This window comes from Polaromonas sp. CG_9.11, from assembly GCF_015752225.1.
Classification (GTDB): Bacteria; Pseudomonadota; Gammaproteobacteria; order Burkholderiales; family Burkholderiaceae_C; genus Polaromonas.
The window spans coordinates 156,507-176,592 of sequence record NZ_JADOVE010000005.1; the positions used below are offsets into that span (position 1 = coordinate 156,507).

19 protein-coding genes and 1 riboswitch are annotated in these 20,086 nt (G+C 57.6%); all 19 genes read left to right on the plus strand.

The features are described from left to right. Positions 1-767 precede the first annotated feature (767 nt). The gene (locus IWX85_RS06310; protein WP_196869142.1) at positions 768-1,652 is read left to right on the plus strand and encodes a lytic transglycosylase domain-containing protein; all 885 of its coding nucleotides are present in this window, start codon (positions 768-770) and stop codon (positions 1,650-1,652) included. A gap of 38 nt (positions 1,653-1,690) precedes the next feature. Further along, positions 1,691-1,821: riboswitch (ZMP/ZTP riboswitch) on the plus strand. A 59-nt stretch (positions 1,822-1,880) separates the two neighbouring features. Beyond that, entirely contained in the window at positions 1,881-3,125 is a 1,245-nt protein-coding gene (gene glyA, locus IWX85_RS06315; protein ID WP_196869143.1) for a serine hydroxymethyltransferase, read from the plus strand. Positions 3,126-3,225: 100 nt separating this feature from the next. Next, positions 3,226-3,675, plus strand: coding sequence for a transcriptional regulator NrdR (gene nrdR, locus IWX85_RS06320; RefSeq protein ID WP_196869144.1), 450 nt, complete (start codon positions 3,226-3,228; stop codon positions 3,673-3,675). Between the two features lie 140 nt (positions 3,676-3,815). Continuing rightward, entirely contained in the window at positions 3,816-4,469 is a 654-nt protein-coding gene (gene pilV, locus IWX85_RS06325) for a type IV pilus modification protein PilV (RefSeq protein ID WP_196869145.1), read from the plus strand. Next, the gene (locus IWX85_RS06330) at positions 4,466-5,488 is read left to right on the plus strand and encodes a PilW family protein (protein ID WP_196869146.1); all 1,023 of its coding nucleotides are present in this window, start codon (positions 4,466-4,468) and stop codon (positions 5,486-5,488) included. The genes pilV and IWX85_RS06330 overlap by 4 nt, the downstream gene beginning before the upstream one ends. After that, positions 5,489-6,112, plus strand: a complete 624-nt coding sequence (locus IWX85_RS06335; protein ID WP_196869147.1) for a PilX N-terminal domain-containing pilus assembly protein — start codon at positions 5,489-5,491, stop codon at positions 6,110-6,112. A gap of 16 nt (positions 6,113-6,128) precedes the next feature. Next, entirely contained in the window at positions 6,129-10,625 is a 4,497-nt protein-coding gene (locus tag IWX85_RS06340; protein WP_231379579.1) for a pilus assembly protein, read from the plus strand. Beyond that, a complete protein-coding gene (locus tag IWX85_RS06345; RefSeq protein WP_196869148.1) occupies positions 10,622-11,134 on the plus strand; it encodes a type IV pilin protein in 513 nt (170 codons plus the stop codon). Before IWX85_RS06340 ends, IWX85_RS06345 begins: the two co-directional genes overlap by 4 nt. After that, positions 11,131-11,712 (plus strand): GspH/FimT family pseudopilin, encoded by a 582-nt coding sequence (locus tag IWX85_RS06350; protein WP_196869149.1) that lies wholly within the window; start codon positions 11,131-11,133, stop codon positions 11,710-11,712. Before IWX85_RS06345 ends, IWX85_RS06350 begins: the two co-directional genes overlap by 4 nt. A 2-nt stretch (positions 11,713-11,714) precedes the next feature. Further along, positions 11,715-12,833, plus strand: a complete 1,119-nt coding sequence (gene ribD / locus IWX85_RS06355; protein WP_196869150.1) for a bifunctional diaminohydroxyphosphoribosylaminopyrimidine deaminase/5-amino-6-(5-phosphoribosylamino)uracil reductase RibD — start codon at positions 11,715-11,717, stop codon at positions 12,831-12,833. A 102-nt stretch (positions 12,834-12,935) separates the two neighbouring features. After that, on the plus strand, positions 12,936-13,592 hold the full coding sequence (locus tag IWX85_RS06360) for a riboflavin synthase (RefSeq protein WP_196869151.1): 657 nt from the start codon (positions 12,936-12,938) through the stop codon (positions 13,590-13,592). Next, positions 13,593-14,720, plus strand: a complete 1,128-nt coding sequence (gene ribBA, locus IWX85_RS06365) for a bifunctional 3,4-dihydroxy-2-butanone-4-phosphate synthase/GTP cyclohydrolase II (RefSeq protein WP_196869152.1) — start codon at positions 13,593-13,595, stop codon at positions 14,718-14,720. It begins immediately after the preceding gene. A gap of 12 nt (positions 14,721-14,732) precedes the next feature. After that, positions 14,733-15,197 (plus strand): 6,7-dimethyl-8-ribityllumazine synthase, encoded by a 465-nt coding sequence (ribH, locus tag IWX85_RS06370; RefSeq protein WP_196869153.1) that lies wholly within the window; start codon positions 14,733-14,735, stop codon positions 15,195-15,197. A 32-nt stretch (positions 15,198-15,229) separates the two neighbouring features. Then, entirely contained in the window at positions 15,230-15,751 is a 522-nt protein-coding gene (gene nusB, locus IWX85_RS06375) for a transcription antitermination factor NusB (RefSeq protein WP_196869154.1), read from the plus strand. Between the two features lie 35 nt (positions 15,752-15,786). Next, on the plus strand, positions 15,787-16,983 hold the full coding sequence (locus IWX85_RS06380) for a pyridoxal phosphate-dependent aminotransferase (RefSeq protein ID WP_196869155.1): 1,197 nt from the start codon (positions 15,787-15,789) through the stop codon (positions 16,981-16,983). Between the two features lie 304 nt (positions 16,984-17,287). Further along, entirely contained in the window at positions 17,288-17,704 is a 417-nt protein-coding gene (gene ybgC, locus IWX85_RS06385; RefSeq protein WP_370584231.1) for a tol-pal system-associated acyl-CoA thioesterase, read from the plus strand. 19 nt (positions 17,705-17,723) lie between these two features. Further along, positions 17,724-18,416: a protein TolQ gene (gene tolQ / locus IWX85_RS06390; RefSeq protein ID WP_036810038.1), complete on the plus strand. Its 693-nt coding sequence runs from the start codon at positions 17,724-17,726 to the stop codon at positions 18,414-18,416. A gap of 18 nt (positions 18,417-18,434) precedes the next feature. After that, positions 18,435-18,869 (plus strand): biopolymer transporter ExbD, encoded by a 435-nt coding sequence (locus IWX85_RS06395; RefSeq protein WP_196869156.1) that lies wholly within the window; start codon positions 18,435-18,437, stop codon positions 18,867-18,869. A gap of 37 nt (positions 18,870-18,906) precedes the next feature. After that, complete coding sequence (tolA, locus tag IWX85_RS06400; RefSeq protein WP_036810032.1) at positions 18,907-20,055, plus strand: cell envelope integrity protein TolA; 1,149 nt, start codon at positions 18,907-18,909, stop codon at positions 20,053-20,055. Positions 20,056-20,086 lie beyond the last annotated feature (31 nt).

A 20,086-nucleotide genomic window follows, 5' to 3' on the forward strand; every position in this document is an offset into this window, starting at 1 on the left:
GAAGTCAGCGGGGTGAGTGAAGCACGGAGCCAGAGCGGGGCACAAAAGTTGTTTTGACGGTTTCGCCGCACTGAATTGTTTTAATTGACAGCCGAAACTGCGTGATTTTTTGACCCCTAACCGGAAAGGTCAATGTCCTGTCGTGAAGTGGGTTGCCGGAAAAAAGAGAAACCCCGGTCAGCATCACCGACCGGGGTTGATGGCGGGCATAAAACCCATGCCATCTGGCTTCGCAAAAGGAGAGATGAATCGTCTCGCAGTGCGATGGAAGCAAGTGATTGCTTCCGGGTATTACCGGGACTGGTTACCCGGTTGGTGTCCGAAAAACCCGGACAACTGAAGGTTAAGGCCGCAACATCTCGCCCGCAAGCCTAATTTTTCAATCACGCAAACCGGGGTGATTGAAATTTTCTTAGTCCTCTTCTGGCTGCAGCCGAAAAAACTCAGTGCGGATCGACGCCAGACGTTACATGAAGCAAGCATTGCAAAGAAACACTGTAGAGCGTCGAATAAGGCGTTTTTTCAACAAAAAGGCCTTTTGTAACCACTTTTAAGAATATCAATCAAATTCTTTATGATTGACAGGTTATTTGACCAGAAATTAGAATGCCCACAAGTTCTACAAAGATAAGGGCTTACCCGAACGCGCTGCCTTCCCTGGCAGTATCAACGAGGGTCAACAACCAGCAGGCGTCTGCCTGGTTTGATGGCGACCCAATCAAAGCCTGCGCCACCCCACAAGGTTTGCATGCAAAGAAAGGAGTGCTATGACAGCGCTAGTGAATAACCGTCTTGACTTCAACGTCAAGGCTTGTCTGAAGAATGCGAAAAGCGGCCTGGGGACGGTTGCAGACGACATTGCCCGCGGATTTTTTGTGATCACGCACAGCAGTTTTGCCCTGATTGGATTGGCTGTTGCCTTTGCCGTGGTCACTCTGATGGCCCGTCCCGACCTGCGCGACACAGGCGAGATCAAGCTCATGGCCTGGCTGCAAGAGCGACGCGGCGTCGTGGTCGAACCGGAAAGCTTCACGCCCAGGGAACCGGTGGTGGCCGAGCGTCCGGTGGCCGACAAGCCCAAGGTCCTTTCGAGCCAGCAGGCGGCGGTCGCCTCCTGGATAAGCAAAAAGTACTCGGTGGCGCAGGAGCCCGTCGGGGCACTGGTGGCCGAAGCCTTCGAAATCGGCCACAACGTCAAGCTAGATCCGACACTGATCCTGGCGATCATGGCGATTGAGTCGGGCTTCAACCCGTTCGCCCAAAGCCCGGTCGGCGCCCAGGGCCTGATGCAGGTCATGACGCAGGTTCACCATGACAAATACGCCAAGATCGGCGGCCGGCTCGCAGCCTTTGACCCGGTGGCCAACCTGCGTGTCGGCGTCAAGGTACTGCAGGAGTGCATCACGCGCGCCGGCTCCATTGAAGGCGGGCTGAAATACTATGTTGGCGCCGCCAACCTGGAAAGCGACGGCGGCTATGCCAGCAAGGTGATGGCTGAACGCGCCCGCCTGCTGGCCGTGGTGGGCGGCAAGCGCCCGCCCACGACCACACCGCGTTTTGTTGCAGCGCCAGCACCTGCGCAAACCACATCGGTGTCCTTTCCCGCCAAACCGAAGACTTCAGACGAAGTTGCGCAATTGGACCAGTCCTGAGGGAGCGAACAAGCCGGCTGGGCGCCCTGCGCTACACTAGCGCGGTGCGCGACTGGCGATAGGCATCCAGGTTTTCAACCATTGATGCGGACGTGGGACACCACGGGGAAGCGCACCGTTTGCGGCCATCGGGCCAAAAAGCGTTCAGCCGTTCGCCTGGGCAGCCCTTGCTTCCTCGGCTCTGCAACAGAGCCAAAGGACAAGGAACCGAAGTCTTGAAGGACTGCCATGTACCATCGCAATATTCTCATCGAACAGACCGACCCCGAAATCTTTGCGGCCATCCAGGCTGAAAACGCCCGGCAAGAGCATCACATCGAGTTGATTGCCAGCGAAAACTATGCCTCGCCCGCCGTCATGGCTGCGCAAGGCTCGCAGCTCACCAACAAATACGCCGAAGGCTACCCCGGCCGCCGCTATTACGGTGGTTGCGAACATGTCGATGTGGCCGAGCAACTCGCCATCGACCGCGTCAAGCAGATTTTTGGCGCCGACGCCGCCAACGTCCAGCCGCATTGCGGCGCTTCGGCCAACGAGGCGGTGTTCCTCGCTTTCCTCAAGCCTGGCGACACCATCATGGGCATGAGCCTGGCCGAAGGCGGCCACCTGACCCACGGCATGCCGCTGAACATGAGCGGCAAGTGGTTCAACGTGGTGTCCTACGGTCTGAATGACAAGGAAGAAATTGACTACGACGCCATGGAGCGCAAGGCCCATGAAAGCAAGCCAAAGCTGATCATTGCAGGCGCCTCTGCCTACAGCCTGCGCATTGACTTTGAGCGTTTCGCCAAGGTCGCCAAGGACGTCGGCGCGATTTTCCTGGTTGACATGGCGCATTACGCCGGTTTGATTGCCGCCGGCATCTACCCCAACCCTGTGCCGCATGCCGACGTGGTGACGTCGACCACCCACAAGAGCCTGCGCGGCCCGCGCGGCGGCATCATCCTGATGAAGGCGCAGCACGAAAAAGCCATCAACAGCGCCATCTTTCCCGGCTTGCAAGGTGGACCGCTGATGCACGTGATTGCTGCCAAGGCCATCGCCTTCAAGGAAGCACTGTCGCCCGAGTTCAAGACGTACCAGCAGCAAGTCCTGAAAAATGCGCAGACCGTGGCTGAAACCCTGACCGAACGCGGCCTGCGCATCGTCAGCGGCCGCACCGAAAGCCATGTCATGCTGGTTGACCTGCGCGCCAAGGGCATCACTGGCAAGGAAGCCGAGGCCGTGCTGGGCAGCGCCCACATGACCATCAACAAAAACGCGATTCCGAACGATCCGGAAAAGCCGATGGTCACCAGCGGCGTGCGCATCGGCACGCCGGCCATGACCACGCGCGGCTTCAAGGACGAGGAAGCGCGCATGACGGCCCACCTGATTGCCGACGTGCTCGACAACCCGCGCGATGCGGTCAACATCGAGGCAGTGCGCGTCAAGGTTCATGCCCTGACAAGCCGCTTCCCGGTTTACGGCTGACTCACATGACAGGTAAAACAGCTATTCATTTGATAGCTGCTTGCGCCCGCGGCTGTTGCGCCAACGGCCTCAAACGCTTAAATGCTTGACCAGAGGACTTATGAAATGTCCTTTTTGCGGCCATCTTGAAACTCAGGTGGTCGAAACCCGGATTTCAGAAGACGCCGACTTCATACGCCGCCGCCGCCAGTGCGGCGCCTGCGAAAAGCGCTTCACAACCTATGAACGCGCTGATGTCAGCTTTCCGTCCATCGTCAAGAAAGACGGCCGCCGTACCGACTACCAGCGCAGCAAAATCCTGGGTTCAATGACCCTGGCCCTGCGCAAACGCCCTGTCAGCACCGCGCAGATCGATGCAGCGGTTGAGCAGATCGAGGAAAAGCTGCTGAGCCTGGGCTTGCGCGAGGTGGCTTCGAGCCGTCTGGGCGAATTGGTCATGCTGGAACTCAAGAAGCTCGACAAGATTGCCTACATCCGGTTTGCCAGCGTGTACCGCAGTTTTGAGGACATTGACGAGTTCAGGATACTGGTGGATGAGGTGGGGCGTTAAGGTCCGACAGTGGTTGGTGACCGTTTGCAGGACCGTTTTAGATATCATCGCGGCGGGTTTTCATTCCAAACGGTCAACTGAACTGGACAGACGGTGCAAGCTTCTTGCCGTTTGTTCTTGATGTCACATACCATTACAGTATGAAACGTCTTGAAGCCGTCGGTTCGTTAAAGGTAGATTCGTGCGGTTGCAGAAAACCAGCATCGTCGTACTCCACGGTCCGGCGCTCCAACGGTTTTTCCCTGATTGAAGTACTTATTTCCATCATCATTTTGTCGTTTGGTCTATTGGGCATGGTAGGGCTGCAAGCTGCCGCGTTGCAGGCCAACCGCGAGGCACGGCTCCAGTCTTCAGCCAGTGTTCTAGCACGTGAGATGGCGGAAATGATGCGTGGAAACAAGGACATCGGCCTTCTTTCAACCGCTAACCCTTATTTAGGCGACTTCACCAGCCCCCTGGCACCAACCACTGCGTCCTACTGCCTTAATGTTGCGAGTTCAACGGCCTGTGCCAGCAACACCGCAATTGCAGACGCACAGATGACTGAGTGGCTGGCGAGGGTGGCAAGCGAACTGCCTGGCGCTCGTGTAAGGGTCTGCATTGATTCCGCACCATTTGATACCAATGGCATTCCACAATGGGCATGCACTGCCAGCAGCACAGACGCAACAGCAATGATCAAAATGGGCTGGACCCGTGGCTCGACAAACCGTTCTTCAAGCGGCGACGCGGCCCTCGACAGGGCTACAACCCCCGCCATTGTTCTTCCGATCACACCTGGCAGCAGCTCATGAAAAGCTTGCATGCTCAGCTTGCCCCTTCCCCGCGCCGATGGAAGTCTTCACAGTCAATCCGGGACAGAGGGTTTACCCTTGTCGAACTGCTGGTTGCAATGGCCATCAGTTCTGTCATTGTGATTGCCGCAATATCCGCACTCATCGTCAGCCGTCAAGGATTCGTCACCGTCGATGCCGCATCACAACTCAGGGACAACGCCCGATTCGCAACAGACCTGATGCATCGGCTGGGCGTTCAGGCTGGCTATGAGGACTTCATCTATGCAACGACCAACCGGCTTATAAATGTCACCGGTGTTGCCAGTAATCCCGACCCATCCATATCCGGATTTAACAACTCAACACCGAGTACATCAGATCCATTCAACACTGCTACGGTCCGTACAACTGGGCTCGGTTTTGGAAGCGATATTCTTATCTTGCGCTATCAGGCCACAGAGACATTCCCAGGTTCAGGCGTATCCGATAGAAGCATGATCGATTGCGCAGGCAATCCATCCACTGCCATCCCCATCAACCGGGACGACCGCATCACCAGTGTTCTGTATGTCGACCTCAGCCAAGGTGAGCCTTCTCTAATGTGCAGTACAGGACCTTTAACCGCTCAACCAATCATTCAGGGCGTAGAAAACTTTCAGGTTCTTTACGGTGTTGACAACGTGACACCCAACACTGCGCCCGCTGCCGGAGCCACTACAGACTCTGTAGCAGACCGCTTCCTTCGCGCTGACCAGATCGTGGTGCCCAGTGATCCGGTTGGAACCAATGCGAACTGGCGGCGCGTACGAAGTTTGCGCATTGGCATGGTTATTCGCGGCCCGACTGCTTCGGCGCAAGACTCGGCGGCTCAGACCTTTTTCCCGTTGGGTCAGTCCAGGGCGTCCTCAAGCGGAAGCGCTGGGTCGGCCATGTCATCCACCAACGATCCAGGAACGATATTTTCTCCAGGTGCAGACAGCAGAATGCGCCAGGTGGTCACCTTCACGGTTCACCTTCGCAATGAACAAGGGCTTTGAATGAGACCCGAAACACGAATAACTTGCTACGTTTTAGAAAGCAGCGCCCAACGCGGCGCTTCACTCATCATGGTCATGATCGTCCTGACCATTGTTTCGTTGCTGGGCATCTCGGCAATCCAGGTTTCCATGATGAGCGAACGCGGGGCACGCAATGACAGGGATCAAATGCTTGCCTGGCAGTCTGCCGAAGCCGGGTTGATGGACGCCGAAAACGATCTGTTTGGTCCCGGCACATCCTCGCGACGCGCAACTTTCACGCCAGACACCAACTCACTAGCTTTTATTGACGGCTGCGGAACCACAGGCAACAGTAAAGGGTTGTGCCGTCTGGTGACCGCAGGAAAGCCCTCATGGCTGACGGTTGATTTCACCAACACCAGCAGTTCTGCCAAAACGACAGCCTACGGCACCTATACCGGGCGTACCTTCACCGCAGGGGGCGCAGGGGTGCAGCCTGCACAAGCTCCGCGCTACATCATTGAAGCGATCAAGGATCCCGGTGATACCAACGCCCTGATGTGCAAAGACGACGAATGCAAATATGTGTTCCGCGTGACCGCCATGGGTTTTGGTCCCCGCGCTGATATTCAGGCGGTCTTGCAAATGACCTACAGAGATTGAAAAAATCGCGCCCATCATGCAAAACAGTTCTCGCATTCATTCGCAAACCTCGGTGCATTTAGCGAATTTCCCCGTCGCATTCAAGTCATCAAAGCAGTCGATGCTGGCATTCGCGCTGCGCAAGCGTTGGTTGCCACTGGCCGTATTGCTGTCAATGGTCCTGGTCGCGACGTTGGTGGTAGGGCAAAGTGCGCCCCCCAGCATTCCTGTCATCAACCTGTCCACTGACCCGCTTTTTTCTGCGGCCGGCGGTGACAAGCCCGTAATGGCGCTGGCCCTGTCGGTGGAATACCCGACCGTCGGCGCGCAGTACTTGCCGCCAGTGTCCAATGCGACAACAGACGCGACCTACAGCAATCTGAATGAGTATTTGGGATATTACGATGCGGAAAGCTGCTACAGCTATAACAACACGCCCACTGAAATCCCAGCCACAGGGCTGAGTGCATCTGACTACAAACGCTTTGACCGCAGCGGTTCCGCAGGAACGGGTACGACACTTCATATGTGCACCAATGCCTTTAGTGGCAATTTTTTGAATTGGGCGTCCAACTCTGCGATTGACATGTTGCGCTTGGCACTATCAGGCGGTGACCGCTACATAGATACGGCCAGCTTGACAATCCTGCAACGGGCGGTAATTCCTAACGGCGATCCCGTCTGCATGTGGAACAGCAGCAACTTTCCTGGCAAGCAACTGCAAAAAGATGGCGGTGGTTCTGGAAAGTATTGGGGTGCCGTTCCCACTGCATTGGTGACCCAGGCTGCGGGAAGTGACATTTGGGTGGGAAATACCCTGAACCGTATTTACTTCGGTACCGGCAAAACCGGGGGATGTGGAGACACGGGGGCATATATCCTTGGCACGTCGACAAACTCATCGAATGTCGGTCCAATCACCGACTCATCCACCGCATTACCCGGCGATGCAGTGAGTTGCGCATCCGAAAATGCCACCTGTAGTTTTTCAGGTGTGAAAGAAGTTTGGTATGGCGCCAGCATCACTACTGGCAACGGCAAAAAAACGGTCACTACGAATTACTGGAAAGTAGCACCTGCATCCAATGGTCTTTCTTGCTCAAACAACATTTTTGGTGATCCGATAAGCGGGACTGCTAAAAATTGCTATACGAGAGCTAGCAATTGGGTACCGCCTACCTCAGCGTCCACACTTAACTCAGACGGTTTCTTCTACTCGCGAGTGCAAGTGTGCAATGCATCTGGCAGCCCTCTCGTTCTCCAGGATGTACGTGATTACGGGCTCTGCAAGCAATACCCCAGCGGTTACTTCAAGCCAACCGGCAGCATCCAGAAATACAGCGATCAGCTGAGACTGGCCGCATTTGGTTACCTGATGGACCAGACCGCCAGCTACAGCGGAGGCCGTTACGGAGGGGTGTTGCGTGCCCCAATGAAGTTCGTGGGATCAAAGACGTTTGACACGGCAGGACAGGACAATACCCCGACGGGTGGTAACCCAAAAACGGAATGGAACGCGAGTACTGGCGTATTCAACACAAACCCAGACAACGACGCGACACAGACAACGCCTATCAGTGGCGTTATCAATTACCTGAACAAATTTGGCCGAACTGGACCCACGCCTGGACGCTACAAAATCTATGACCCGGTGGGCGAGTTGTATTACGAAACCCTGCGCTATTTGCAAGGTCTGCAGCCAACGCCAGCAGCTGTCAGCGGGCTTACTTCGCCAACCGATGCAATCTACGATGGATTTCCAGTCACGAAAACCTGGACCGATCCTTATGGCGATGGGCGCTCTGCCACGACCGACTATGCATGCCTAAAAAGCAATATTGTGGTGATTGGCGATGTAAATACCCATGACGGCAACAACCTTCCGGCAGTCAGCATCGCCAATAATATTCCTGACATCAGCGCCTGGACCAGTGTGGTCCAAAAATTTGAAAAAAATACCAGTTCAACCTACTTCGACGGACAGGGCATCTCAAGAACTACTGGAAATCCTAACAACCCCACTAACGGAAACCCGCCGGGCAATCAAATTGTCGGAACTGCGTATTGGGCACACACGCATGACATTCGGGGTACAGACTGGATCGCAAGTCCGAGCCTTCAGCGGCCAGGCCTGCGCACCAAAACGTTTTTCTTTGACGTAAATGAATATGCAAACTCCAACAGCACGGCATACAGACAAAACAACAACCAGTTTTTTACGGCGGCCAAGTATGGTGGATTCGAATCCGATGCAGGAAATCTGGGTGGCAAACCGTACAACACTTTCGGCAATCCCTTCAAAAGCCAAAATAGCACCAATGACAATGACGTGTGGCAAGACTCAACCCGTCCCGGTGAAGCCAGTACGTACTACCTCCAGAGTAGTGCACGGGGTGTGTTGAACGCTTTCGACAGCATTTTCAGCCGGGCATCTACCAGCGCCCGAAGTATTGCCGGAGCCGCAACTTCGGGCAGATCACTGACGCCAACAGGCAGTAATTCAACTTACCAAGCTGCTTTCGATACCTCTGACTGGAGTGGTGATGTGTTGTCAGTGCCACTCAACTTGACCGGTACCAGCACCGTGACGGTAGGGTCAGCGACATGGAGCGCTGCCGAAAGGCTGGGCCTCCTGCCGACGCCAGCGATCAGCCGCAATATCGTGATTGGCATGCCAGGAGCAACGGCCAATCCGGTGGCTACCGCATTCACCTGGGCGGCTATTGGCGCCGCTATGCAAACCAATCTTGCCAAATTGACACCTGCTTCCGCTACCGACAGCCTGGGTGAGGCCCGTGTGAACTACCTTCGTGGCGACAGGTCTAATGAAGGAGCGTCTTTCCGACGCCGCAACAAACTTCTTGGTGACATTTTGAATTCAGGCATTGTTGCTTCAGGCAAGCCCACGGCAAGCGTGTCGTCCACAAGTGCGTATGCAACATTTTCAAGCGAAAATGCCAGTCGAACCCCGACGCTGTTTGTAGGTGCCAACGACGGCATGCTGCATGCCTTCAACTCAACCAATGGTGACGAGATTTTTGGCTACATTCCGAGTTGGATGGGGACCAAACTGGCTGCACTGACAAGCAAAACCTACTTGAGCAACCATCAGGCATATGTGGATGGCACGCCAGCGGTGGCAGAGGCACAGGTTGGCTCATCCGGTACAGCAAGCGACTGGAAAACTGTACTGGTTTCGGGTACTGGTGCCGGTGGCTCAGGAGTCTTTGCCCTTGACGTAACAGACCCGGGACGCTTTTCAGCGTCAAATGTCATGTGGGAATTTACCCGGGCCGACGACGTGGACCTTGGTTATGTCGTGGGCAGGCCTCAAATTCTCAAATTGCGCACCAGTGCCCCTAGTCAGGCAACCGCTACTTACCGGTGGTTTGCGGTAGTTGCCAGTGGCGTGAACAACTATTTGCCCGACAGTCTTTTTAATGGTGCTTTCAGCCCATCCGGTAATCCGGCCCTGTTTTTACTTGCTCTGGATAAGCCTGTGGGAGCGGCATGGTCTTATGGAACCAATTATTACAAGATATCCCTGCCTGCTGACAGTATTTTGAATGCCAATAACGGCACAGGGCTGATCAATTTTCAGCCAATCTTCGGGGGCAACGTCGGAGAGCTTACTCAGGTATATATGGGAGACCTGCATGGCAAGCTCTGGAAGCTCGACTTTGCGGCGCGTGGCGCTAGTGAATGGACTATGGACAAACTGTCACCTTACAAGAAAGGCAGTTCAGCCCCCTTCATACCCTATCCCCTATACATAGCCAAAACGGCAGACAATACAACCGGTTTGATTCAACCTATTTCCATGGCTCCTGCTGTAGTACCAGGCCCCAACCTAAACGGCATCAGCACAAATTACATTACTTTTGCGACGGGTAAGTACCTTGAAGCATCCGACAAAACATCATCGATCAGCAATTCGATTTATGAGGTTTTTGATAACGGATCAACTGCCGCAGACAGTAGCCCGGCAGGGGCCAGCATTATTTCAGGCCGTGGGCGCCTGACACCGGGCACTATAAATACATCTACTGGCGTAGTAAGCACCCCGGCTTTTAAGTGGGGGCGTGCTGCCAGTGACACAGATGCCAGTCAGCGTTCAGGAATCTATGTCGACTTATCCATCACCGGAGAGCGCGGAATTACCAATCCAAAGGTAGCAGGAGACTATCTGCTTCTCAACAGCCTGATTCCAGCCTCGGCGGGCGCCACAGGCTCTTGCACAGCCGCTGGTGGTGACGGCAGACAGTACCGAATTAATTACCTTACAGGAAAAGGCACGGTGGAAAACTCAACCACCGGCCTGCTTGGCGAACCTCTCCTCATTAATTTGCCATCTGCAAGCACCTACACGATCAGCTCAACCACAGGCCAACGGACCAAGACCGTTGTACAGCAGGTAATTCAGCCAGGATCTCTTGGCGTAGCAACGGGCAGTTTGGTCACCAACACGGTTGTCACAGGCCGCCTTAGCTGGCGGCAGATCAACAACTACCAAAACTTGAAGAACGTCCCATGAAAACAGCGCACAGTCAAGGCTTTACCCTGATCGAATTGATGATCGTAGTAGCCATTGTCGCCATCTTGGCATCCATAGCCTACCCGTCATATAGGAGTTCCATATTAAAGGGAAACCGCGCTCAGGGCCGTACCGCACTTGCAGAGTTGATGCAGCAACAGGAGCGCTATATGACGCAAAGAAATTGCTATCTGGGTTTCACCACTTCTACCACTTTTACAGCCACTGTCACCGCGCCCTCGCCTTCTACAGCTTGCGTCGGCGTGACGGCATTGTCGGTTCCATTTAAAACATTTTCTGGGGAAAGCCAGTCAAGTGCTGCCTACAGAATGTATACGGACACTTGTCCTGCTACCGGCGGTACGCTTTCTATTGCAGAATGCGTTCGTGTAAATGCACAGCCTGTTGGCAGTGACCCTGACGCTGGCGTTCTGTGGATGACCAGTACGGGAACCAAGGGTTGTACCGGGACGGTCAGCACATCAAACCCTGCGCTTTGCTGGCCATGATCCGGAACAAAAAGGGGAATCTGGGTTTTACCCTGATTGAGTTGATGGTCACGTTGGCTATCGGCGTAATATTGACGATGGTGGCCATTCCCAGCATGACGACCTATAAGCGCAACGCCGAACTTACATCGGCAACCAACACACTGCTTTCAGCAATCAATGCTGCTCGCGGCGAAGCCATGAAACGGGGCATGAATGCGATGGTATTGCCGGTCGATGGCACCAATTGGAGTAGTGGCTGGGTAGTGTTTGTTGATACTGACAGATCACAAACATACTCAAATAACATTGATTCAACTATTTTGGCTCAAGGTAGTCCTGCCAGCTACATCACGGTCACCGGCAATCAAACTGCAGGCTTGGCCTCGCCTTATGTTCTTTTTGATTCCTCTGGTTATTCAAAAACCAAAGCCGGTGGGTTTGGCGCGCTGACGCTTAGCCTTGCTCGCAATGATGTCACAGGTTCTTTGGTTTATGAGCAAACACGCCGAATCAAAATCGCAAATACAGGTCGTGTTCGGACATGCAAGCAGGTCAATTCCGGGGACACCACCTGTTCGGCAACCGCTACAGACTAATCATGAATTCAGCAATTGCCTCTGATAAAAACACCATTTACTTGGCTCTGAATTTGGCACAGAGTGCGCGTCTCGTCACTTCGCCCAACCCACTTGTGGGATGTCTTCTGGTTAGTCCAGATGACATAATTTTTGGCCGAGGCCACACCCAAGCCGCAGGCGGCCCGCATGCCGAAATCATGGCCCTTCGGGATGCGGCCGCTCAAGGCCATTCGGTCGAAGGCGCCACCGCCTACGTCACCCTCGAACCCTGCTCCCACCACGGCCGCACCGGTCCCTGTTGCGATGCACTCATTGCAGCAGGCATCAAAAAAGTCGTTGCCTCCATCGCCGACCCCAATCCACTGGTAAGTGGCCAGGGCTTTGCACGCCTGCGCGCCGCCGGCATCGAAGTCGAAGTCGGCCCCGGAGCCGCGGAATCACGCGAACTGAACATCGGTTTTTTCAGCCGTATGATCCGCAAAACCCCCTGGGTGCGCCTGAAAATGGCCGCTTCGCTGGATGGCACGACGGCGCTGTCCAACGGGCAGAGCCAGTGGATCACCTCGCCTGAAGCGCGGGCCGACGGCCACGTCTGGCGCGCGCGCGCCTGCGCTGTGCTGACAGGCATCGGCACCGTGCTTGAAGACAACCCGCGCCTCGATGTGCGCGAAGTGGCCACGCCCCGCCAGCCACACATTGTGGTGGTGGACAGCCGGCTGCAAACGCCGCTGGATGCTCATCTTTTCATAGCTGATCGCACCTGCATCATCTACGCTGCAGTTTCAAATGATGCAAAAAAGGCAGCGCTTGAAGCACGTGGTGCCACGGTCGTCATGCTGCCCGACGCCAACGGAAAAGTCGATCTGGCGGCCATGATGAAAGACTTGGGAGCCCGCGAAATCAACGAGCTGCATGTCGAGGCCGGCAGCAAGCTCAATGGCTCGCTGATCCGCGCAGGACTGGTCGATGAATTCTTGCTTTACCTGGCGCCCAAGCTGCTTGGACCAGGTCAGGGCATGGCGGCGTTTGGTCCCTTGGAGTCGCTGGCTGATGCGGTTGCACTGCAGTTTCAGTCCGTTGACAGGGTGGGGGCAGACTTGCGCATCGTGGCTCGCGTCGCTGGACGCGACCAGTTCTAAGCGTCTTCCAGGCCGAGGCGTTCCAAGGCTATCCGCAAGCCTTTTCAACGCCTTTACGGCACACCCGGGCATTCCACCTCTTTTCCCTGCGAAAATATCCGCATGTTTACCGGAATCATCACCGGCATGGGGCGCATCATCGCCATCCATCGCCTAGGCAACTCTACACTCCATGGCTTGCGTCTTACCATTGAGACCCCTCCGGGTTATCTCGATGATGTGGGCTTGGGCGACAGCATTGCGCTTAACGGCGCGTGCATGACGGCCACGACGCTGGACCCGGCCCAACACCAATTCACCATCGACATCTCCGCCGAATCGCTGGACAAGACCTGCGGCCTGGCGGAACCGGGCGTCATCAACCTCGAAAAAGCCTTGCGCGCCCATGACCGGCTCGGCGGCCATATCGTGTCGGGCCATGTCGATGGCATCGGCCATGTCACGTATTTCGCCCAGGTGGGTGAAAGCTGGGAGCTGCGCATCCGTGCACCGCAGTCGCTGGGCAAGTACCTGGCCTATAAAGGCTCGATCACCGTCAACGGCGTGAGCCTGACGGTGAACCGGGTGCAGGACCTGCCGGGCCATGCGCCAGAGGCGCCGGGCTGCGAGATCAGCATCAACCTGATTCCCCATACCGTCGAAAATACCGCGCTGGGCCAGTTGACCCAGGGCTCGCCGGTCAACCTGGAAATCGACCTGATCGCGCGCTATGTTGAGCGCATGCTGCAGGACTCTCCCCTCAAACAAGCAACCCTCTAAATGACCCCTTTGATTTCCCCTGTTGAAGACATCATTGCCGACATGCGTGCCGGCCGCATGGTCATTCTGGTTGATGAAGAAGACCGCGAAAACGAAGGCGACCTGGTGCTGGCCGCCGACCATGTGACGCCTGAGGCCATCAACTTCATGGCCCGGTTTGGCCGCGGCCTGATTTGCCTGACACTGACACGCGAGCGCTGCGAACTGCTGAAGCTTCCGCCCATGGCAACGCGCAACGGCGCGCAGTATTCGACGGCGTTCACGGTGTCGATCGAAGCGGCCGAAGGCGTGACCACCGGCATTTCGGCCGCTGACCGTTCCCGCACGGTGCAGGCCGCCGTGACCCCTGGCGCGACGTTCAGCGACCTGGTCCAGCCTGGCCACATATTCCCCCTGCAGGCCGTCGATGGCGGCGTGCTGATGCGCGCTGGCCACACCGAGGCGGGTTGCGATCTGGCGGCTATGGCCGGCTGCTCGCCGGCAGGGGTGATCTGCGAGATCATGAATGACGACGGCACCATGGCCCGGCTGCCGGACCTGCAGGTGTTCGCCGCCACGCATGGCCTGAAGATTGGCACGATAGCCGACCTGATCGAACACCGCAGCCGCACCGAATCGCTGCTGGAAAAGGTCGGTAGCCGTAACCTGAAGACGGCCTGCGGCGAATTTTCCGCCTACGCCTTCCGCGACAAGACCAGCCACGACCTGCACCTGGCGCTGGTCAAGGGGCAATGGGCCGCTGACGACACCGTGGCGGTGCGCGTGCACGAGCCACTGTCGGTGCTCGACTTACTCGAAACCGGTCGCACCATGCATTCATGGAGCCTGGACCAGAGCCTGAAGCACATTGAGGCCGAAGGCCGGGGCGTGGTGGTGTTGCTGAACTGCGGCGAAAGCGCGGCCCAGCTGATGGCGCAGTTTGAAGGCACGGCCCGCGCAGCCCAGGCGCCCGAGCGCGGCCGCATGGACTTGCGCACCTACGGTGTGGGCGCGCAGATTCTGCGCGAATGCGGTGTGCAGAAAATGCAACTGATGGGCAATCCGCGCCGCATGCCGAGCATGAATGGCTATGGCCTGGAGATTGTGGGCTACATCGGCAAGCCCCAGACCCAGCCTGAAACCGTTTAAGGAAAGCGCAGCATGCTCAATGCAGACAAAGGCCTGGGCGAAAAGCTCGACGGCAAAAAACTCTCGATTGGCATCGTCCAGGCGCGCTTCAACGAAGGCATCACCAATATCCTGGCGGCAGCCTGTCTTCAGGAACTCGAAGCGCTGGGCGTGAAAGAAAACAACATCACGCATGTCAAGGTACCCGGCGCGCTGGAAGTGCCCTGCGCCCTGCAAGCGCTGGCAGAAACCGAGAGCTTCGACGCGCTGATTGCCCTGGGCTGCATCATTCGAGGCGAAACCTACCATTTCGAACTGGTCGCCAATGAAAGCGGTTCGGCCGTGACGCGACTGGCGCTGGACTACCAATTGCCGATTGCCAATGCGATCCTGACGGTCGAAAACCTGGCGCAAGCCGAGGCGCGTCAGGAAGAAAAAGGCCGCGATGCGGCACGCGTGGCGGTTGAAATGGCGAATCTGCTCAACGCGCTGGCCTGAACATCCCTTCCACAAAATTTCAACGGAGCTTCATGGCTGAACCCTTCATCAAAACCAAACGACCACCGCAAACCCGCACCGGCCTGACCGATACCGGGGTGAAAAAGGCCGCTGACAAATCGGCGCGAACCCGGGCGCGCGAGTTTGCGCTGCAGGGCCTGTACCAGCACCTGGTCGGACAGAACCCGGCCGACTCGATTGATGCTTTCACCCGCGACCTGGTCGGATTCCACAAGGCCGATTCTGCCCATTTCGATGCCTTGCTGCATGGCTGCATTGAATCGGAACCAACGCTCGACGCCGCCATCATTCCCTTGCTGGACCGGAAAATGGCCGAGATTTCCCCGGTGGAACATGCCATTTTGTGGATTGGCGCCTATGAATTCACGCATTGCCTGGACGTGCCTTACCGCGTCGTGATCAACGAATGCATCGAGCTGACCAAGGCGTTTGGCGGCACCGACGGCCACAAGTACGTCAATGGCGTGCTGCACAAGATGGCGCCTTCGCTGCGCGCGGCAGAAGTCGCGGCCGACCAAGCGCGCCTGGCCTGAAAACTTGTCTTTTGCTCCTCTTTGAAAGCCCCGTCTTGAAAATTTCCCAGCGGGCCGCCCGCATCGAGCCCTTCTACGTCATGGAGGTGGCCAAGGCTGCCGGTGCGCTGGCGCAGCAGGTGGCCCATACTGCCTCGCCGATGATTTTCCTGAACATCGGCGAGCCTGACTTCACCGCGCCGCCGCTCGTGCAGCAAGCGGCCAGCCGTGCGATTGCACAAGGCAAGACGCAATATACGCAGGCGATGGGCCTGCCCGCCTTGCGCGAGCGCATCAGCGGCTGGTATGCGTCGCGCTTTGGTGCCGACGTGGCGCCCGGCCGCATCGTCATCACGGCGGGCGCATCGGCCGCGTTGCAGCTTGCGTGCCTGGCCTTGATCGAGTCAGGCGATGAAATCCTGATGCCGGACCCGAGCTATCCGTGCAACCGGCATTTTGTCAGCGCCGCCGAAGGCACGTCGGTGCTGATTCCCACCACGGCCGACGAACGTTTCCAGCTGACCCGCGAGAAGGTCGAAGCCGCCTGGAACGACAAAACGCGCGGCGTGCTGCTGGCGTCGCCCTCGAACCCGACCGGCACCTCGATCGCGCCCGAAGAACTCCAAAGCATTCACGAATTTGTTCACAGCCGGGGCGGCATCACACTGATCGACGAGATTTACCTGGGGCTCAGCTACGAGGAACACTTTGGCCATTCGGCACTGGCCTTGCCCGGCGAACTTGGCCAGAGCGTGATCAGCATCAACAGTTTCAGCAAATACTTCAACATGACCGGCTGGCGCCTGGGCTGGCTGGTGGTGCCCGAAGCGCTGGCGCCAGTCATTGAGCGCATTGCGCAAAACTTGTTCATTTGTGCCAGCACGGTCGCCCAGCAGGCCGCGCTGGCCTGCTTCGAGCCAGAAAGTCTGGCCGAGTACGAACGCCGTCGGGCTGCATTCAAGGCCAGGCGCGACTACTTCATTCCCGAACTCAACCGCCTGGGCCTGCGCGTGCCAGTCATGCCCGACGGTGCGTTCTACGCGTATGCCGACTGCACCGAAGCCGCGGCCCGGCTCGGCGTGACCGGCAGCTGGGATTTCGCTTTCGCATTGATGGAACGCGCGCACCTGGCCGTCACGCCAGGCAGGGATTTCGGCCATGCCGCGCCCGAGCAGTTCGTGCGGTTTTCGACGGCCAGTTCAATGGACCAACTCAAAGAAGCCGTGGCCCGGCTTGAGTCCGTCCTGGGCTAGCCAACAGATGAGCCAACCCAGCATTCGCGGGTCCGCAGGCGAAATAGCGCCTTCCACGAACAGCAAGCCGCACGAAGCGGCGCGCGTGAATGCCCCCGCTCCAAACCAGCAGGGGCCGCAGGACCGGCTTTGCCGGACTGCAGGCGCAGCAGCCCCCTCGGGGGGCAGCGAACCACACGCAGTGGCGAGCATGAATGCGCCCGCTCCGGACCAGCAGGGGCCGCGGAACCGGCTTTGCCGGGCCGCAGGCGCAGCGGCCCCCTCGGGGGGCAGCGAACCACACGCAGTGGGGAGCGTGGGGGCCATATTCCAGTGGCCTGTCCGGGTCTACTGGGAAGACACCGATGCCGGCGGCATCGTGTTTTATGCCAATTACCTGAAATTCTTTGAACGTTCGCGCACCGAGTGGCTCAGATCACTCGGTATTCAACAGCAGAACCTGAAAGACAGCAGCGGATGCATGTTTGTGGTGACAGACACCACGCTGCGCTACCACCGCCCTTCCCGCCTTGACGATGAACTGGTGGTGACTGCCAGATTGTATGAAATGGGTCGCGCGTCCATGACCCTCAAGCAGCAGGCGCTATTAAAATCAGAGCAGGTAGACGGCCAGCCCGCAACCTTGCTGTGCGAAGGTACGATACGCATCGGCTGGGTCCACGGCACCAGCCTGCAACCCCGGCGCATTCCTGTTTCCATTCTGGAACGCTTGAAAAACTGATGACAAAAAAAGCTTCAACATGAACCAAGACCTTTCCATTGTCAGCCTTCTCCTCCATGCCAGCTGGGTTGTCCAGGCCGTCGTCGCCCTGCTGATTGGCATTTCGATTGCCAGCTGGGCAGCGATTTTCCGCAAAATCGTGGCGCTCAAGCGCGCCCAGCAACTCAATGATGAGTTTGACCGGGGCTTCTGGTCGGGCACCAGCCTGAACGACCTGTTTGCCGGCGCGGCACAAAACGCCAAGACCTCGGGTTCGATGGAACGCATCTTTGCCAGTGGCATGCGCGAATACCAAAAGCTGCGCGAGCGCCACATCAGCGACGCCGGCACGCTGCTCGACGGCGCGCGGCGCGCCATGCGCGCCAGCTACCAGCGCGAGATGGATGCGATCGAGGCGAATTTGTCGTTTCTGGCCACCGTCGGCTCGGTGTCGCCCTATGTCGGCCTGTTCGGCACGGTCTGGGGCATCATGCACGCCTTTACCGGACTCGCGGCGATGGAATCGGTGACGCTGGCCACTGTGGCGCCCGGCATTGCCGAAGCGCTGGTGGCCACGGCGATTGCGCTGTTCGCAGCGATTCCTGCCGTGGTGGCCTACAACCGCTTTGCGCACGACATCGACCGCATCGCCAACCGGCTGGAAACCTTCATTGAAGAGTTTTCGAATATTTTGCAGCGAAATTTGGGCGCGCAATCGCCTTCAGGTCACTAACCCGCCAAGGAAACCGCCATGCCAGCAGTCAGTTCACGCGGCCGGGGGCGCCGCACCATCAGTGAAATCAACATGGTGCCCTTTATCGACGTGATGCTGGTGCTGCTGATCATCTTCATGGTGACGGCGCCGCTGATCACGCCGAGCATGATTGCCCTGCCCAAGGTTGGCCAGGCGTCCAAGCAGCCCCAGAGCCCGGTGCGCATCGACATCCAGAAAGACGAAAGCGTCCAGATCCGCTTCAAGACCGACACGGTGCCCAGCACCGTACGCGGCGTGGCGGTCGATATCGTCAGTCGAGAGCCCGGCGTGAAAGCACAAGGCGCCGAGGCCGTGCCGGTGGTGATCAGCGCCGACAAGTCGATCAAGTACGAAACCGTGGTGCAGGTCATGGACACGCTGCAAAAAGCCGGTGTGGGCCGTGTCGGACTGTCGGTGCAAACCAGCAAGTAATTCACCCCGCACAACCGCAAGCCTCCCCCAGAAAGCCATGTCCAGTAACGCAGACCGCCTTGAATTTGCCCCGCCGCGCGACAAGGGTTCGCCGCGCGCGTTCGGGCTGGCGTTGCTGGTCCATGCCCTGCTGATTGCCGCGCTGACCTGGGGCGTGAACTGGAAGCGCACAGACGACGCGGCATCGTTTGAAGCAGAACTCTGGTCTGGCGTGCCGCAACCCGCCGCACCTCGGCAGATTCAGTCCCCACCGCCACCACCGCCCGCACCCGAGCCAGCACCGCCAGTCCTACCCACGCCAGCGCCGCCGCCCCGCCCGGCTCCGCCCGTGGCCAAAGCGCCCGAAGTCAAGGAAACGCCGCCGCTACCGGATGTGGACATTGCGTTGGAAAAAGAAAAGAAACGCAAGCTGCTCCAGCAGCAAAAAGAGGCTGAAGTGCTGAAGTCGCAAAAGCTGCAGGAAAAACGCGAGGCTGAACTGCAGGCCAAGCAAGCCAGGGAACTGGAGCGAAAGAAGGAAAAAGAACAGCAAGCCCGGGAGGAACTGGCAGAGCGCAAGGCCCGGGAAGTGGCTGAAAAGGCCGAGGCAAAAAAGCAGGAAGCCCGACAACTGGCCATCGACAAGGAAAAAGAAAAAGAGAAACGCACCGCCGTCGCCAATGCCGCCGCAGCAGCAGAGAAACAAAAGCAGGCAGCCGCTGAAAAACAAAAGGCCGCTGCCGCCGCTGCCACGGCTGAGGCCAATGCCGAAAAGCAGAAAGAGGCAGCCGCTGCCGCTGCGGCCGCGAAACAAAAGGCCGCTGCTGCCGCTGGCGCGGAAAAAGCCCGCCAGGCGGCCATTCAGAAACGCATCATGGACATGGCCGGTGCGGGAAATTCCGACGGGCCGTCTGGCGCGGGCGCTGCCAAAGCCAGCGGTCCTTCGGCGGGTTACGCCGGCAAGGTCAGGGCGCGGGTCCTGCCGAATGTGGTGTTCAACGACGACATCCCTGGCAACCCTGTGGCAGAAGTCACGGTCGCCACGACCGCGGACGGCACCATCATGAGCCAGAAATTGAGCAAATCCAGTGGCAACAAGGCCTGGGATGATGCCGTGCTCAAGGCCATCGTTCGCACCGGCTCGCTGCCGCGCGATGTCGATGGCCGGGTGCCGACACCCATGATCATCGAATTCCGGCCCAACTAGGCCGGACGGGTCATCACTATCAAATAGATAG